The sequence below is a fragment of the Microseira wollei NIES-4236 genome (assembly GCF_020521235.1).
GTDB classification, from domain to species: Bacteria; Cyanobacteriota; Cyanobacteriia; order Cyanobacteriales; family Aerosakkonemataceae; genus Microseira; species Microseira wollei.
In genome coordinates this window covers 1-14,387 of sequence record NZ_BLAY01000220.1, presented here as the reverse complement: position 1 = coordinate 14,387, position 14,387 = coordinate 1, and the positions used below count along the sequence as shown (strand labels likewise).

Annotated in this window: 17 protein-coding genes and 2 pseudogenes; 7 read left to right on the top strand and 12 right to left on the bottom strand. The window is 46.4% G+C overall.

Annotated features, from left to right (window positions below; all coding sequences use genetic code 11):
- Nucleotides 1-98 (top strand): transposase (locus MiSe_RS42450; RefSeq protein ID WP_226592205.1); only part of this gene is annotated, 98 nt, incomplete at its 5' end.
- A gap of 91 nt (nt 99-189) precedes the next feature.
- On the opposite strand, the gene MiSe_RS42445 is transcribed toward MiSe_RS42450, so the two are convergent.
- Nucleotides 190-1,446 carry an alpha/beta hydrolase gene (locus MiSe_RS42445; protein ID WP_226592199.1) on the bottom strand — a complete coding sequence of 419 codons (1,257 nt, stop codon included), beginning with the start codon at nt 1,444-1,446 and terminating at the stop codon, nt 190-192.
- A gap of 154 nt (nt 1,447-1,600) precedes the next feature.
- On the opposite strand from MiSe_RS42445, the pseudogene MiSe_RS54260 reads away from it, so the two are divergent.
- The 6 genes and pseudogenes from MiSe_RS54260 to MiSe_RS42415 form a co-directional block, all read left to right on the top strand.
- A pseudogene (locus MiSe_RS54260) lies at nt 1,601-1,678 on the top strand (hypothetical protein); the annotation flags it as partial.
- Nucleotides 1,677-2,294: pseudogene (locus MiSe_RS42435) on the top strand (RNA-guided endonuclease InsQ/TnpB family protein); the annotation flags it as partial. The pseudogenes MiSe_RS54260 and MiSe_RS42435, both read left to right, overlap by 2 nt.
- Before the next feature lie 40 nt (nt 2,295-2,334).
- Complete coding sequence (locus tag MiSe_RS42430; RefSeq protein ID WP_226592195.1) at nt 2,335-2,829, top strand: Orn/Lys/Arg family decarboxylase; 495 nt, start codon at nt 2,335-2,337, stop codon at nt 2,827-2,829.
- 643 nt (nt 2,830-3,472) lie between these two features.
- On the top strand, nt 3,473-5,059 hold the full coding sequence (locus tag MiSe_RS42425) for a metal-dependent hydrolase family protein (RefSeq protein WP_226592194.1): 1,587 nt from the start codon (nt 3,473-3,475) through the stop codon (nt 5,057-5,059).
- 49 nt (nt 5,060-5,108) lie between these two features.
- Nucleotides 5,109-5,333, top strand: coding sequence for a hypothetical protein (locus MiSe_RS42420; RefSeq protein ID WP_226592192.1), 225 nt, complete (start codon nt 5,109-5,111; stop codon nt 5,331-5,333).
- A 284-nt stretch (nt 5,334-5,617) separates the two neighbouring features.
- The gene (locus tag MiSe_RS42415) at nt 5,618-5,806 is read left to right on the top strand and encodes a carbohydrate porin (protein WP_226592201.1); all 189 of its coding nucleotides are present in this window, start codon (nt 5,618-5,620) and stop codon (nt 5,804-5,806) included.
- A gap of 140 nt (nt 5,807-5,946) precedes the next feature.
- Here MiSe_RS42415 and MiSe_RS42410 read toward each other — a convergent pair whose 3' ends face one another.
- The 11 genes from MiSe_RS42410 to atpD all read right to left on the bottom strand — a co-directional run bounded on the left by MiSe_RS42410 (nt 5,947) and on the right by atpD (nt 14,008).
- Complete coding sequence (locus tag MiSe_RS42410; protein WP_226592190.1) at nt 5,947-6,555, bottom strand: hypothetical protein; 609 nt, start codon at nt 6,553-6,555, stop codon at nt 5,947-5,949.
- Nucleotides 6,552-7,076, bottom strand: coding sequence for a response regulator (locus MiSe_RS42405; protein WP_226592188.1), 525 nt, complete (start codon nt 7,074-7,076; stop codon nt 6,552-6,554). Before MiSe_RS42405 ends, MiSe_RS42410 begins: the two co-directional genes overlap by 4 nt.
- Before the next feature lie 136 nt (nt 7,077-7,212).
- Complete coding sequence (locus MiSe_RS42400) at nt 7,213-7,590, bottom strand: response regulator (RefSeq protein WP_226592186.1); 378 nt, start codon at nt 7,588-7,590, stop codon at nt 7,213-7,215.
- Entirely contained in the window at nt 7,587-9,500 is a 1,914-nt protein-coding gene (locus MiSe_RS42395; RefSeq protein WP_226592184.1) for a response regulator, read from the bottom strand. The genes MiSe_RS42400 and MiSe_RS42395 overlap by 4 nt, the downstream gene beginning before the upstream one ends.
- Before the next feature lie 239 nt (nt 9,501-9,739).
- Nucleotides 9,740-10,498, bottom strand: coding sequence for a F0F1 ATP synthase subunit delta (locus tag MiSe_RS42390; RefSeq protein WP_226592182.1), 759 nt, complete (start codon nt 10,496-10,498; stop codon nt 9,740-9,742).
- A gap of 1 nt (nt 10,499) precedes the next feature.
- Nucleotides 10,500-10,778, bottom strand: a complete 279-nt coding sequence (locus MiSe_RS42385; protein ID WP_226592180.1) for a F0F1 ATP synthase subunit C — start codon at nt 10,776-10,778, stop codon at nt 10,500-10,502.
- Nucleotides 10,771-11,469 (bottom strand): F0F1 ATP synthase subunit A, encoded by a 699-nt coding sequence (locus MiSe_RS42380; RefSeq protein ID WP_226592178.1) that lies wholly within the window; start codon nt 11,467-11,469, stop codon nt 10,771-10,773. The genes MiSe_RS42385 and MiSe_RS42380 overlap by 8 nt, the downstream gene beginning before the upstream one ends.
- 51 nt (nt 11,470-11,520) lie before the next feature.
- On the bottom strand, nt 11,521-11,826 hold the full coding sequence (locus tag MiSe_RS53320; RefSeq protein ID WP_226592176.1) for an ATP synthase subunit I: 306 nt from the start codon (nt 11,824-11,826) through the stop codon (nt 11,521-11,523).
- Nucleotides 11,819-12,166, bottom strand: coding sequence for an AtpZ/AtpI family protein (locus MiSe_RS42370; RefSeq protein ID WP_226592174.1), 348 nt, complete (start codon nt 12,164-12,166; stop codon nt 11,819-11,821). Before MiSe_RS42370 ends, MiSe_RS53320 begins: the two co-directional genes overlap by 8 nt.
- Nucleotides 12,167-12,233: 67 nt before the next feature.
- Nucleotides 12,234-12,632 (bottom strand): F0F1 ATP synthase subunit epsilon, encoded by a 399-nt coding sequence (locus MiSe_RS42365; RefSeq protein WP_226592172.1) that lies wholly within the window; start codon nt 12,630-12,632, stop codon nt 12,234-12,236.
- On the bottom strand, nt 12,629-14,008 hold the full coding sequence (gene atpD, locus MiSe_RS42360; protein WP_226592170.1) for a F0F1 ATP synthase subunit beta: 1,380 nt from the start codon (nt 14,006-14,008) through the stop codon (nt 12,629-12,631). The genes MiSe_RS42365 and atpD overlap by 4 nt, the downstream gene beginning before the upstream one ends.
- Nucleotides 14,009-14,387 lie beyond the last annotated feature (379 nt).

The following is a 14,387-nucleotide window of genomic DNA, read 5'->3' as shown; positions in this document are numbered from 1 at the left end:
TGCCGTCTCTTTGGACGCACAGCTATTTTGTCAGTACTGCTGGTAATATTAGCAGCGATGTGGTTAAACGTTATATTGAAGATCCTCACCATCGTTGATTCTGAAATACGACTGCGGTTAAAACCGCAGTCGTATTTCTCTCAGCTCTTTAGAGACTGAGTTTCTCGCTTCCCGTTTTTCCTATGAGAACTACCAAGGAACCGGACATAGCTCTTGTTCGTCAACAACCCAACGAGAGTCTTCCGGTGGGTTGGGAAGGAAAAGTTTATCCAAAAAGGTGAAGGTTTCCCAGAGTGCCTTCATCGATGCTTGGTGCGTTCGGGACTTTTCCTGTCCCCTGAAATCGTGATTTACACAATCGATCAGCACCACTTTCACCAAATCTGTCGATTGTTCCTTTGGTATCTCGTGTACCTCTTTGACTTTCGCTGCTAGGATTTCAGACTGGTTATACGGTACGACGGTATCTTCTTTTCCGTGGATCAAGAGCATTGGTGGATCGTTCTTGTCAACATAGGTTACTGCACTAGCTGCTGAGAGGATCTCATGGGGACATACCCCATCCTTAATGCATTGGAAATAGGCGAGTGTGCCAATAGATTGTGGATCTGTTAGAGCTTGGTTTGCTGGCGGGAATAGTCTTGGGTCGCCAAAAAGTCGGACGAGGTCGTAGGGACCATACCAACCGACAAAGCCCTGGACGCAATCGTTCCAATCTTTCCCGAATGACTCTTCCGGCTTGAATAACGGAACATCGCAGGCAACGCTAGCAAGGGATGTCAAGTTAGCGCCGGCAGATGCCCCCCAGAGCGCAATCTTGTCTTTATTGATGCCAAATTCTGAAGCCTTACTACGCAGGAAGTGAATTGCCCTCTTCACATCCTTAATTGCGGCTGGGAACGGGGCTTCCCCGCTCAAGCGATATTCCAGAGAGGCAACAACGTAGCCAGAGTTAGCTAGAGCAGCGAACACACTCGGAAAATCGATGAAGTCGGCAGTCCCTCGCTCATGTCCATTCGTCCATGCACCACCGTGGACGAATACCACCAAGGGGCGTGGCTCGGTGGTACCAGTGTCTCGGCCTTGGTAGAGATCTAAACTTAGGGGTCGAAAGCCTGACAGTGTTGCGTAGGTGATATCAGTGGAGACAGTCCCATCATTAAGCTCGACCAGGTGAGGTTGCAGTGAATCGCAATCACTGGGCACCTCGTAACCAGTTGGGAATTCAATATGATATTTTTTTCCTCGAGGAGGAACTGGTAATTGAAAATCATCTGGATCGCAATTAATTGGCTGATAACCAGTTGGTAAGTCAATCTCCTCGCTTTGGGGTAGAGGAATTGGGAGGTCAATCTCTGCGCTTAGGGCTACACCCGGCACCGAGAGAGAGAACACTAAAAACCCAACTAACATAACCATAGCGAGTCGAATCGATCGTTTCATCATTTAGCAGATCCTGTTTAATTGTTCACAAAAAAGATACCAGGATCTTGACACTCTCAGGGCTAAAGCCACTGAGATTCTTAACACTTCGCAATCTTAATATCCTGCTTACGCAGGTTCCCAGACGACGCATTAATCGATGGTGAAGCACGCCGAGGAGTCCGCCTACTCCTGGCATACACCCGGACATGCTGGAGGGGTTGCCTTTATCAAAAGCCCTGTAGGTCGAGCTTTTAGGAATCTTCAATTTAGCCACACTTTCAACTAATGAAGTCTTTGTCGGCGCCAAAAAAACTCGGCAACTGCTCAAACAGCTAGCTCACCTGCAATGGAGTCACCGACATAAACAACTCCAATCGAAAAATTGGCTCAAAGCCAAGACAAAAATAGCGCGACTGCATAGCCAAATTGCTAACATTCGCTCTGACTACTTACACAAGTTGACCACCTACCTCGCCAAGAACCACGGCGTGGTGGTAATTGAAGACTTAAACGTTAGTGGCATGTTAGCCAATGGCAAGCTAGCTCTAGCTATTGCGGATGGGAGTTTTTATGAATTTAAACGACAGTTAGAGTATAAATGCCCACTTTATGGGGCAAAATTGATTGTAGTTTCCCGGTGGTTTCCTAGTTCTAAGACTTGCCATTGTTGTGGTGAGGTGAAACAGTCTTTATCTTTATCAGAGCGGATTTTTCAGTGTGAAAAATGCGGTTGGACATGTGATAGAGACTTGAATGCAGCCTTAAATTTAGAGCGAGTAGGGAGAGCTGCTCCCGAATTTACGCCTGGGGACTGTTGGAGCCGACTCCCAAGGTGGAAGCAGGAAGTCAAGCCCAAATCAGTCTCTTAGGTAGATTTGAGTAGGTTTGGCAGAGCGGAAGTGGAGTACATTGCTAACGGAACTGATCAAGTTCAAGCGTCTTTACGATACCAACGCACCCCTTAATATTGCACTCAAGAGTGTTGCCCCACACTATACCAAACAGCAAATGGGGCTACGCGACCTCTGCAATGCCATTCATGAGTCCTACCGTGCCAACAATATATTGCAAGCGATTCATGATATGTATCTCACGCTGCCTGAACCAGCGATGCGTCCCGCCGATGCCTACAAAGCCTTGGTACAGGGTCATGTTGAGCGTGTAGACATTGAGGAGGCAATCGGTCGGATTGCTGCCACCATGGTCGCGCCGACTCCCCCTGGCATCCCCGTGATTATGCCTGGAGAGCGCTTCATCCCTGAAAGCCGCTCGATTATTGAGTATCTCAGGTTTACACGGGAATTTGACCGACAATTCCCCGGCTTCGAGACTGAAATCCACGGGCTGCGTATCGAGGAAAGTTTCTCAGGAAAGCGCTACACGATTGATTGCGTGAAAGAGTAGTATTCTTTCCTATCAGGGAGAATCAGAAATTTTGTCCATCTCATAAATTTCTTATATTTTTCCCATCAAGTGTCATTGTCTCGATCTCAGAAGCGACATTCAGAAAATCCAAATAGACATCTCCTTTTATGATCTTCTTAGTACAAGAGTCCGCTACAGCCATCGGGACTGTCTGATCTCCGTCATCTCATCAGCAACGCCTTGTTGCTAATAGGGAAAGCAGGTTAGGGGAAATGACGACAGAGCATCCCACCCAGAGGGAGATAGCGAGTAATTCTTTCCTCTGTCAGCAAGGCTACGCACTACTGACCGGAGGAACAGGGCACAGTCAATTGCCCGGATGTGACCGTCATGCTCACTTGGTCTGTGCTTTGGACGAGTTACAAGCCACATCGCCTTGTGCGTGTGGTATTTGACAGAATCTCAAACCCTTACCCTGTCTAGGTGAAAAGCTAATTTCTGGAGAGGTCTAATGGATATCATCTGTATATGCTTCAGCCGTGCAGCATTCAACCGACTCAGTAACGTGTAACAATTTATGTAGCGTTCGGCATAAGCCCGCTCTACTCGGCTTAAAGTTTTTTTGGACTTAATCTAGGATCAGTCATTTACACTCAAGTTTACCAATTGAGGAGATACGCCTATGCGATTTTTCTTGCGAGTTATATTAGGGGCTTTAATTATAGCCCTGATGGGAATGGGACTCACGCCACAAGCAGCCTATGCTGACTTTCCCGGATGTAGAGAAAATGCTCCTAAAATTGCAAATCCAGAGGAACCACCTCCTCCTGGTGTACTTTTTCGGAAGGTTCGTATTTTCAACGGCCTCACTGATGGACTTTCTGGCGAGTCAGATGTTTTGGTAATCCATAACAAAATCAATAAGATTTCCGCAACTCCCATTGTCCTGCCAGATCTGATAAAACTAGAAGATGGTCAGGAGATCGCGAAGAAAGATGTCCAAACTATCAATGGCACTGGTCATGTGATGATGCCCGGTCTGATTGATGATCATATACACATCCTGATGAGTGCCAACCAACTAACAACCGAATTACTCAATCCAGAAGCAAAATGCCAGCTCTATCCCAATGCCAGGAAAGAAGCAAAGAATATCTTGATGCGCGGCTTTACGGCAGTTCGGGATCTGGGTGGCCCAGTGTTCGATCTCAAAGCAGAGATCGATCGATCTGATTACTGGAGTCTTACAGAACAAGAACGAACAAACCTAGAAGAACGAACACCAGGTCCGCGGATATATCCCAGTGGAGCCACGATTTCCCAGACATCGGGACATGGCGACTTTGGGGAACCTGACGCGCGACCCCGCAGATTTGGTGGCGGTAACTCTTATGCAGAGGATCTGAGGGCTACTATTATCGCTGATGGCAGAGACGAAGTGCTAACAGCCACCCGCGAAAATCTCCGGTTAGGTGCTTCCCAGATCAAACTCATGGCAGGGGGCGGGGTTAGCTCCAATTACGACCCCCTCGACGTAGTGGAATATACGGCAGACGAGTTGAAGGCAGCAGTAGATGCGGCTTCCGATTGGGGGACTTATGTCACGGTTCATGTCTATAACGATAAAGGGATAGAGCGAGCCGTCAATGCAGGTGTCAAATCTATTGAGCATGGTCATTTGATGAGCGAGAAGACCATGAAGTTGCTAGCCAAAGAAGGGGTATGGCTCAGTGCGCAGGTGTTTGAGCTACAATCTGAATCTGAATCAGCTCTGTCCGGAGAGAACCTGGTTAAACAGAACGAAGTTGCCAAGGGCACTGCTAACCTATTCAACTGGGCTAAGAAGTACAACGTTAATCTAGCCTGGGGTACGGATTTGCTGTTTCAGCCCGACAAGACTTATCTACAAAACAGCTTCATTCCCAAGTTGAAAACCTGGCTTTCAAACTTTGAGGTACTTAAGCTGGTTACCCACGACAACGCCCAGTTGCTGGCTTTATCCGGTCCGCGTAACCCATACCCAGGGGAATTGGGTGTGATTAAGGAAGGTGCATACGCCGACTTGCTGCTGGTCGATGGTAATCCCTTAGACGACCTCGAGGTACTGGGGGACTACAAGCTGGCTATCAGTCCTTTGATTTTCAACGAGGAGGAGACTGATAATAAGCCTGAATTCACCATGATTAATCACTTTAAAGTCATCATGAAAGACGGGAAGATCTACAAGAATGAGATCAGTCCGGACGTGACAGATGATGGTGCTGTTTAGGTGCAATTAATGCCCTAACTCAATACAGAAATCCGAGGAAGTATCAGTCATGTTTCCCCTTGAACCATTGTTTTGCCCTTGTTGTACTCCAGCCATCTTGCATACGCTGGCTCAATCCGATTTGACCCGTATACCTCAGCAGATACTGTGGTTAGGAAAGGGATCGGTGTTTCAGGCTATCGGACGGCATCAACAACCGCCGCGATCGCTAGTTGACAGTATCGCCAACCCGATAGCTAATGATGCTCTGGTTGCTGCCAGAAAAAGTAAATAGGACTTACGTAACTGGCACTTAGAGTAGGGTGCCTCAGACGATGAAACCCTCATTATCTCGCTCTATAAGTTGGTCTGACGCACTCTACAAGTTGATTTGAGTTTGACACTACAAGAGCGTGCTGGTATGTTGCTGCGTAACTAATTTCACAACCCCACAGGAATTGCCAAGAAAACTAAATCCAATAACAACAAAAAGAGTTACATAATGCAAACAACATTTATGAAAATTTTGGCACAGCCTAATCAACATCTAAAAAATGATGGTGAAGATGTCATTCAAGGATTAACCAAAATGATGTTTTTGCACGGGAAGATCGGGATACTTCTTTGCATTTTGAGTTATCTTATCGCTACCAAATGACTGACATAATTTTTATCACTCCGGGATTTTTAGTAATTACAAATCCAGAACATAATGCAGCAAACCCTCCGGTTTGGATTGGATTGAGCCGAACTTCGTTTACATTTTAGCTTAGACCAATATTAAAGTTGTTTGGTTATTCCGTACTATCTGCGATCAAATTTTATTAAAATGCCAAAAAAGTCCAGAGCGAAATTGAAAGTTTAGAAAATTTATAAAGCCAAATGTACAAGGTTTTAACAACTTTAATTTATTGTTGATTCCTGCCACTATTCCGATTGAGAAACCACTCGGTAGACTGCAAAACCTCACCGAGAACGAACTCTGAATCGCGATCTACAAAAGCACTGAGAACAGAATTGGAACAGCTTGCTCCAGGTTTACTGGTACCCATATACAATAGCCCCATCACGGCGGTCAGAATTGTGGGCAGGATGCCTTGAAGCGCGTTTGCACTGATGCCTGTTTTTTGAGAAATACCTTGAACAATCTGCTGGTACAACTGCGGTGAAATAAGCAGGTGGATGGTCGCTGCTGTTGTTTCTGCATCTGTCATTTGAGCAATCAAATTCTCTAACTGCTTGTCACCCATCATTCTCTGTTGGTGTTGCAAGAGAGGACGGAGAAAGCTGCCCAACGCTGTCATAATTTCTTCCATCTTAGCCGACTCAATTCCTCGCTTAGCTGCCACTTGATCGATTCTATTGAATATCGTTTCAAGCTGAGCAACGCTACCTTGCTGCTCGGGATTATGAAGGGCATTGATTATATTAATAAAGAGTTTCATTTTTTCCAAATAATTATTGTTATGGAATGATGCACTCTCATAAACAAGAAAGCAAATCAAAGAATCGCTCAATCAACAAATTCAGATCCCAGACTCCAGTTCAACATTCCAGCCACTTGAATCGGTAAAGTCATTGCATTAAATGGTTTAGCGATCGCACCCGCAATCCCCAAGGCTGGCAGTTGATGCGACAAAAAGCTTTTGGCCTTTGCCGTAATGAAGATAACTGGAACGGATGGAGTAGATGGGTCGTTTTTAATTGTTTGAATAAAAGTGATTCCATCAGTTTCTAAGTTTGGTGTATCTAGAAGAATGGCATCCACACGCTCAATGCACAGCTTTTTTAAGCCGGATTGGATAGAAGCAACAGATATAACCTGCCAACCACCAACACTGCTTAAACAAATCTGCAAAACTTCTCGAACAGAAGCCTCATGGTCAATGAGCAAAATCTGCTTATGAGACATAAAAGAAACTGCTTCAGCCCTAGCTTTTTTTAAATATAGCCTAGAAATATAAGAAATTGGTGATAACACCGTCGCTTCAACAGTAACCGCAGGATGCAGGATTCCCCTACCTCCCCCTCTTGCCATAACCACCTTCATCAGTTAATTTAGCTTAATTCGCGAGCAGCCCCACGTCTCAATCCGAAGGGTGAGCGTGGGATGTACCTATCTCGCTGAATCCTGATTATTTCGAGTAAGTTTTGTCTTGCACAGGTAGCAGTCTCTAAACGCTCCACCCTAAAATTTCAGCCACCTGTTTCCAGACTTGTTTTGAATTGAACGGCTTAATAATTACTCCGGCTACCCCCATTGCAGCAAAGCGACGATGATCGCTAGGCAATGCTTTAGCCGTTAGTAAAACAACTGGAATCATCTGAGTTTTTAGATTGGCTTGAAGCTGCTCAAAGCACTCAAACCCGTCCATATCCGGCATTGAGATATCGAGAAGGATGGCATCAAAGGGTTCTGCTTTCGCTTTGAGCAAGCCTTCGCTGCCAGACTCCGCTTGCATCACTTCCCACCCAGCAAAGCCTTCGAGCGACATTTGCATCACGTCTCGAATGTCCGCGTCATCATCAATCACCAGGATGTGTTTCGTCATGCTGTTCTCGCGAGCGCAGGTTTTTGAGCGTCAGCATTGTACGACGAATAGTTTAAATGCAATTCGGCTATCGAGCAACCCGCGTGGCATAATTGCTTGATCCGGCTGATTACCCGTGTTACCAACTCTGCCTCAACCACAGGTTTCCCAAGCACATCATTTGCTCCAACGGCAAATGCTAGCCGCATCGATTCATTGTCTGTGTGGGCAGTGACCACGAGAATGGGGAGTTGGCTATACCGGGGATCTTGGCGCACTACTCGGCAAAGCTCTAGTCCGTTATAAGTCGGCATCTCTAGATCCAGTAGTAGCGCATCAGGATGAGTTGTCGTAAGCAACGCCCAGAATTGATCGGGTTGAGCAAGACAAATTACCTCGAATCCTTGCGATCGCAGCATCTGCGCTAGTGTGTCTAGCATGACTGGATCGTCATCGACAATCATTACTTTTGTATCTAATGGTTCTATAGTTTGCGATAGAGGTAACACCTCGATAAGTGCCTCAAAGACTTGAGTAGAGGTGACAGGTTGTGAAAGATATTGCTCTACTCCCAAACGGGCAACCGCGACGCGCTCTTCTAAAGAGTCTTGCGCTGACAGGATTACAATCGGAATGGCTGGATAATCTGCCTTTAACGCTTGCAGTAGCGTCAAGCGATCGTCCGCCCGATCGCTATCGAGATCCAGCAGAATTACTTCTGGAGTAGTTTGTGTTAACCGATGCAGCACTGTTGAAGAATTGCTGCCGACTTCCAGCCTCAGTCCCCATCGTGCTGCTTCCTGCTGAAGTATTTTTGTAAATGCAGCGTCGCCGACCATTGCCAGCACAAGAGAATTTGAACTGCTCTCCTGAGTTGATGGTGTAGGTGGGAGTGCTATCTCTTGCTTCAAATCAGCTAGCAGCTGTGAGAAGCGAATTACTTGCCGTTTTTCTAGCAATGAATTGTTTTTGAGGAGATGTTCGATTGAACGAGCAATCTTCGATCCTTTCGCATAACCAAACGTTCCTAGTCCACCCACTAACTTATGTGCTTCCTGTCTGCCATGCTCCTGTTTTTCTGGACTCAGCTGATTTGTCTGTAGCGCGACTTCCGTTTCCTCCAAGACTCTAATCTTTTGCTCTAAGGATACTCTAAATCGCTCTTCCACAGGAGCCACTGAAACTAACACTTTTTCTTGCGTTTGAGTGTCCTTCTCCCCTTTGCTCCCCTGCACCTCTGCGCTCTTTTCTACAGTCGGTGCTGGTTTGATCCGATATCCCAACCCATGAACTGTCTCAATTACTTCTTCAGTAATCCCTGCTGCTTTTAACCGACTTCGCAAGTCTTTGATCAAAGTTGTTACAGCTGCCTCCGAGGGCGATTGGTCGCTCGACCAAAGCCGATCAAGAATGGCATTGCGGCTAAAAATGCGCTCTTGATGTCGCAGAAATAGTTCGAGCAGGGTGTACTCTTTAGGTCTGAAAGTGATTTCCTGCTGCTTATAGGTCACTTGCATCAAGGTGGGATCTAAACACAAATACCCCCAACTCAAGACTGGAGCAGTAGCACTACTCCCACGACGCAACAATGCCCGTATCCGTGCCAAGAGCTGATTGGGATTAAATGGTTTGATGACATAATCGTCTGCTCCAGCATCCAACCCTTTGATGACATTCTCATTGGAATTTTGAGCAGTGAGCATCAGAATCGGAATTTGATTACCTTGGGAGCGGAGTTGACGACAGAGGCTAATTCCATCCAGTTTGGGAATTAATACATCGAGCAAAATCAGATCGTAATTCCACTGCATTAACAACTCCAATGCCAATTGACCATCGATTGCTAAATCGACGGCATAGCGATGGGCAGTGAGAGTGTCCCAGAGAAGCGCTGCTGCTATTCGATCGTCCTCAACTAATAGAATTTTCATGGGGGCTAAGTTCCTACGCCGTTAAATTTAATCAGGTCTTACGCAAACACCAAAGTTTCTATGAAAAATCGTTGGTTTGGCAACGAGAGATCTACGTAGCAACAAAGGTGATAGTATCGTCGCACTTAAGTCCTATTAATGCCAGGATTCAGGTTTGAGGTCAATTGGCTATGCGTCAAGCAGGGCAAGGGTTTCAGCCAACGGAAGTTGCCCCGATCATGTCAGCTTCCGACTAAAAACTAAGCAATACCCGTTTCCTCTTCAAAGACAGCAGAAAGGCTTTCTTCTAATCTGTCTAAATAATTTTCCACACTCCAAGCAAGTTTGTAACCGGATGCTCTTAATTCGATGCCGCAGATTAACTCTGGTTCAGTTTCAAATTCTAGGTTAATATGGCTGGGAACTTTATCTCGCACAGCTTGAATAATTTTTGGCCTTGCCTCGTCTGGAATGTCAAAGGAACTGCATACAACGATTGGATTTGAATTACGATCTAAGGATGCGAGCGCACACTCATTCAATTTCTCAATCCGCTCAATAAAAACCTCAATCATCTGCTGTTCTAAATCAACATTTGCCAAATCGATTAAAGCGCGACGAATCGCAGATTGAACTTGAACGCTAGCACGATGGCGCAACTCTAGCATAAACCCATCTTGCTGCCTTTTGATCCCGTCTTGCCAGCGGCGGGAAGTATTATCAACTTCTTCGCGCATGTTTTGCATTAAAGCTTTTCGCGTTTGTTCCACTTCCGCTTTTAGCTGGGAGAACATCGCTTCCCTTTCCGCTGCGAATTCCTGCTGCATTTGGCGATATTGTTCCGCTTCTGCTTGCGCTGCTTCGCGTTGTTTTTCTGCTGCTTGGATGCGATCGCTTATCTTTTGTTCCCGTCGATCCATTGCCCGTACAATCGGGCCATACAAAAACCTCTGGAGTACCGCGACCAATATCAGGAAGTTAATAATTTGAGCAAAAAAAGTCAACCAGTTAATTTCCACATCATCCTCCCGCTTTGGTGATGACGTAATTCCAAAAAGGGTTAGCAAATATTAAAATCAACGCCACGACAAAACAATAAATCGCGATTGATTCGATAAAAGCTAACCCTACAAATAGAGTACGAGTGATAGTATTCGCTTCGTCTGGTTGTTGTGCGATCGCGGTTAAAGCTTGTGCGATCGCTCTTCCTTCTCCTAACGCCGGTGCAATCGAACCAATCGCAATTGTCAACCCCGAAGCTACGATCGAAATCATTCCCACCAAACCTACATTATCCATTCAAAACCTCCTCACTTTTAGATGGATTTTTTACCGTTTCCTGCTGTGCCTGGGTGGCAGAAGCAATATACACCATAGCTAGAATAGCAAAAATATATGCCTGAATCAATCCCGTTAATAGCCCTATCGCCTGCATAATAATTGGAAAGAACAGCGGGGCAATCGATAGTAAAATTCCCACAATCATTGCATCGCTCATCATGTTGCCAAACAACCGCACCGCCAGGGACAACGTGCGCGATAATTCCCCAATAATATGAAACGGTAACATGATCGGACTCGGCTGAATATATTCCTTGAGATAACCGATCAAACCCTGCTTGCGGATGCCATAAAAAGGCACGGCAAAGAACACGCAAATCGCCAGTGCTGCCGTTGTAGACAGGGAACCAGTTGGTGGATGATAACCGGGAACTATTGCCAGACAATTGGAAACAGCAATAAAAATAAACAACGTGCCCACAAAAGGTAAATAAAGAGTTGGTTTTTGCCCGCTAATTTCTCGGATTTGATTTTCCAAACCTTCCACTAAAACTTCCAGCAAATTTTGCCAGCGAGACATATGGGTTTCCTCTGACAGCTTGCGCGTCACCAACCAAGAACCGATTCCCAACAGCGCCATTATCGCCCAAGTAAATAACAGCGTGGCATTTACCCCCCAAATTGTTATCTCATCGGTACTAATATGCATTTTCGTACTCCTATTAGTTTGAAACCATAAATCCGATCCTGCCCCCCGTTGCTAAGGGGGGCAGGGGGGGATCCGAAATTGATTTGGTTTTAAGCGTTGTACCAATAAATTTCTGATTCCAAAGAACGTCAACAAGCAAGCTAATAAATGAATCGGTGCATATTGCGCCTTCACCATCACTAAATAAAACCCAGCGCCAACAAAACCAATACGCCCAAAAAAACTAACTAAACTCAATAACACAGGGTTGCTTGTCTTGGGTAGTTTGCGAACCGTCAACCAGAGTCCGCCGAAATAAATCAACCCCAGTCCAACTCCGAGCAACAATGCTAGAACAAAAGAAACCACATTACTCATTTTTTGGCTCCTCTTTTGCTTCTTGTTTTTGCATTTTCTCCATCTGCGCTTGTTCCCTACTCACCCAATGCCAAGCATTCAAACAACCTAAAATTAAACCCCCAAACATCAACATCAACGTCCAAGAAACACGACTGGGAAATTGCGTATCGATCCACACTCCCAATGCCGTCCCCAGCAAAGTGGGCGTCACAACAGACCAACCCACCAAACCCAACAAACCCAACCCAAACCAAATTATCTGGTTCTTATCCCGTCTCGCTCTAATTTTACGGCTTTCTTTTGCCGCTACTTTTCTAACAAATCCCGCCCAAAAACTTTCATCATTTCTTTTCTTCATTATTATAAACTTCTTTATTCTCTCTTCTTCCTCTTCTTCTTCTTTGCGTACTTCGCGCCTTCGCGGTTCAAAAACCCAAACCTCCTTTTCCTAATTCCATAAATTGCCGCACAATGTTTACTTCTAGTTTAGCTAAAGCAGACCGAGTAACCTTCTCCCGTTCATTCAGGACGCGAAACTGCTTTTCCACCGTTTCCTGCAACAAACCGAGGTCAGAACTCTGCACCGCATGTCTAGTCGAAACCAGCACTTGGGCCCCGCTTTTGACTAAAATACCTTCATCAACCGCCAGAAACTTTTCCTCACCCCTAACAGAAACAAAAATTAATATCCCCGGCACTAAAGCGGTGACAAAATCGATGTGACGGGGCAGGAGGCAAAAGCTACCATTTTCAGCTTCAGCAGTTATTTTAGTCACCTCTTCCTCCAACAGAATTTTAGTCGGAAGCAAGACTTTAAGTTTCATGACTTTTTCGCTTCATCGATCTTGCCGATGGTGTAAAGTGCCTTTTCGGGATAGTCGGAGAACTCATCTTTGAGAATGCGATCGCATCCCTCAAGCGCATCCTCCAATTCCACCAATTTCCCCGCCAGTCCGGTAAATTGTTCCGTCGAGAAAAACGGTTGAGTGAAAAACCTTTCTAACCGTCGCGCCCGGTTGACAATGCGGCGGTCAGTTTGGGAAAGTTCCTCTAACCCCAGCATGGCAATAATATCTTTCAATTCTTCGTAATTTGCCAGAGTTTGTCGCACTTCTTGAGCAATCCGATAGTGGCCCTCTCCTACAATATGAGGCATCAACATCTTCGAGCCGGATTGTAACAAATCTACCGCCGGATAAAATCCCTCGCTGGCGCGTTTCCGGGACAGTACGATCGAAGCCGACAAATGAGAAAATGTATGCACCGCCGCCGGGTCGGTAAAATCATCCGCAGGGACGTAAACTGCTTGAATTGAAGTAATCGCCCCCGTCGCCGTATTGCAAATGCGTTCTTCTAATGCGGCTAATTCTGTTGCTAAAGTGGGTTGATAACCCACCCGCGAAGGCAGTTGTCCCATTAACCCAGAAACTTCCGCTCCCGCCTGAATAAACCGGAAAATATTATCAATCAGCAGCAATACATCTTGCTTTGCATCGTCGCGGAAATACTCCGCCATCGTTAGCGCCGCATGTCCGATGCGAAACCTGGCGCCGGGGGGTTCGTTCATCTGTCCGAACACCATCACGGTATTATGCAATACACCCGCTGCCTGCATTTCTCGGTAGAGATCCTCTGCTTCGCGACAGCGTTCCCCAATGCCGCAGAAGATGCTCACCCCTTCGTGCTGACTCACCATATTGTGAATCATTTCGGTAATCAAGACGGTTTTGCCAACGCCTGCGCCGCCCAAGAGTCCCGCTTTTCCGCCTCGTTCTAGGGGTGCGAGGACATCAATTGCTTTAATGCCGGTTTTGAGGATTTCGGAACTGGTCGCCCGCTGCGCCAGGGAAACCGGAGGCGCGTGTATCGATCGCCACTCGCCTCCACGTAGGTTGGCTTCGCCGTCGATGGTGTCGCCGAAAATGTTAAACATCCTGCCTTTGAGGCGTTCTCCCACGGGGACTTGCAAAGGGTGACCCGTATCGGCGACGACGGTACCGCGCGCTAACCCTGAAGTCGGCGTGAGGGCAATTCCGCGCACTACGTGGGAAGTGAGATGGGAAACGACTTCGATGGCGACGTTACCATTTTCCCCGGCTTGCAATTGGCTGTAAAGCTCTGGCAATTGGTGGGGGAAATAAGCATCGATGACGCTTCCCCGGACGGAAACTACTGTACCTTGGTTAGAGTGGTCAATCATGGGAGCGATTCTCCTCCAAAGACGCTACGCGAACGCATCGTTCGTAGTAGGCGCTTAAGCGCCGACAATAAAATATTCAGTCGGGACACGGCGTGCCACAATCTTCGCTTTGGTTAAACAGCTTCTCTTGCCTTGTCCCTACAACCGATTATCTTGATATATCATCGCCACAACAGCGATGGTCCCGACACGGCAGACAAAAATCTTCGCTTTGGTTAAACAGCTTCTCTTGCCTTGTCCCTACAACCGATTATCTTGATATATCATCGCCGCCACAGGGATGGTCCCGACACGGCAGACAAAAATCTTCGCTTTGGTTAAACAGCTTCTCTTGCCTTGTCCCTACAACCGATGATCTTGATATATCATCGCCGCCACA

Coding starts and splice junctions, on each gene's coding strand:
- atpD (WP_226592170.1), bottom strand. CDS start 14,008: ATGATTGACCACTCTAACCAAGGTACAGTAGTTTCCGTCCGGGGAAGC.
- MiSe_RS42365 (WP_226592172.1), bottom strand. CDS start 12,632: ATGAAACTTAAAGTCTTGCTTCCGACTAAAATTCTGTTGGAGGAAGAG.
- MiSe_RS42370 (WP_226592174.1), bottom strand. CDS start 12,166: ATGAAGAAAAGAAATGATGAAAGTTTTTGGGCGGGATTTGTTAGAAAA.
- MiSe_RS42395 (WP_226592184.1), bottom strand. CDS start 9,500: ATGAAAATTCTATTAGTTGAGGACGATCGAATAGCAGCAGCGCTTCTC.
- MiSe_RS53320 (WP_226592176.1), bottom strand. CDS start 11,826: ATGAGTAATGTGGTTTCTTTTGTTCTAGCATTGTTGCTCGGAGTTGGA.
- MiSe_RS42405 (WP_226592188.1), bottom strand. CDS start 7,076: ATGGCAAGAGGGGGAGGTAGGGGAATCCTGCATCCTGCGGTTACTGTT.
- MiSe_RS42445 (WP_226592199.1), bottom strand. CDS start 1,446: ATGATGAAACGATCGATTCGACTCGCTATGGTTATGTTAGTTGGGTTT.
- MiSe_RS42380 (WP_226592178.1), bottom strand. CDS start 11,469: ATGCATATTAGTACCGATGAGATAACAATTTGGGGGGTAAATGCCACG.
- MiSe_RS42385 (WP_226592180.1), bottom strand. CDS start 10,778: ATGGATAATGTAGGTTTGGTGGGAATGATTTCGATCGTAGCTTCGGGG.
- MiSe_RS42420 (WP_226592192.1), top strand. CDS start 5,109: ATGTTTCCCCTTGAACCATTGTTTTGCCCTTGTTGTACTCCAGCCATC.
- MiSe_RS42425 (WP_226592194.1), top strand. CDS start 3,473: ATGCGATTTTTCTTGCGAGTTATATTAGGGGCTTTAATTATAGCCCTG.
- MiSe_RS42400 (WP_226592186.1), bottom strand. CDS start 7,590: ATGACGAAACACATCCTGGTGATTGATGATGACGCGGACATTCGAGAC.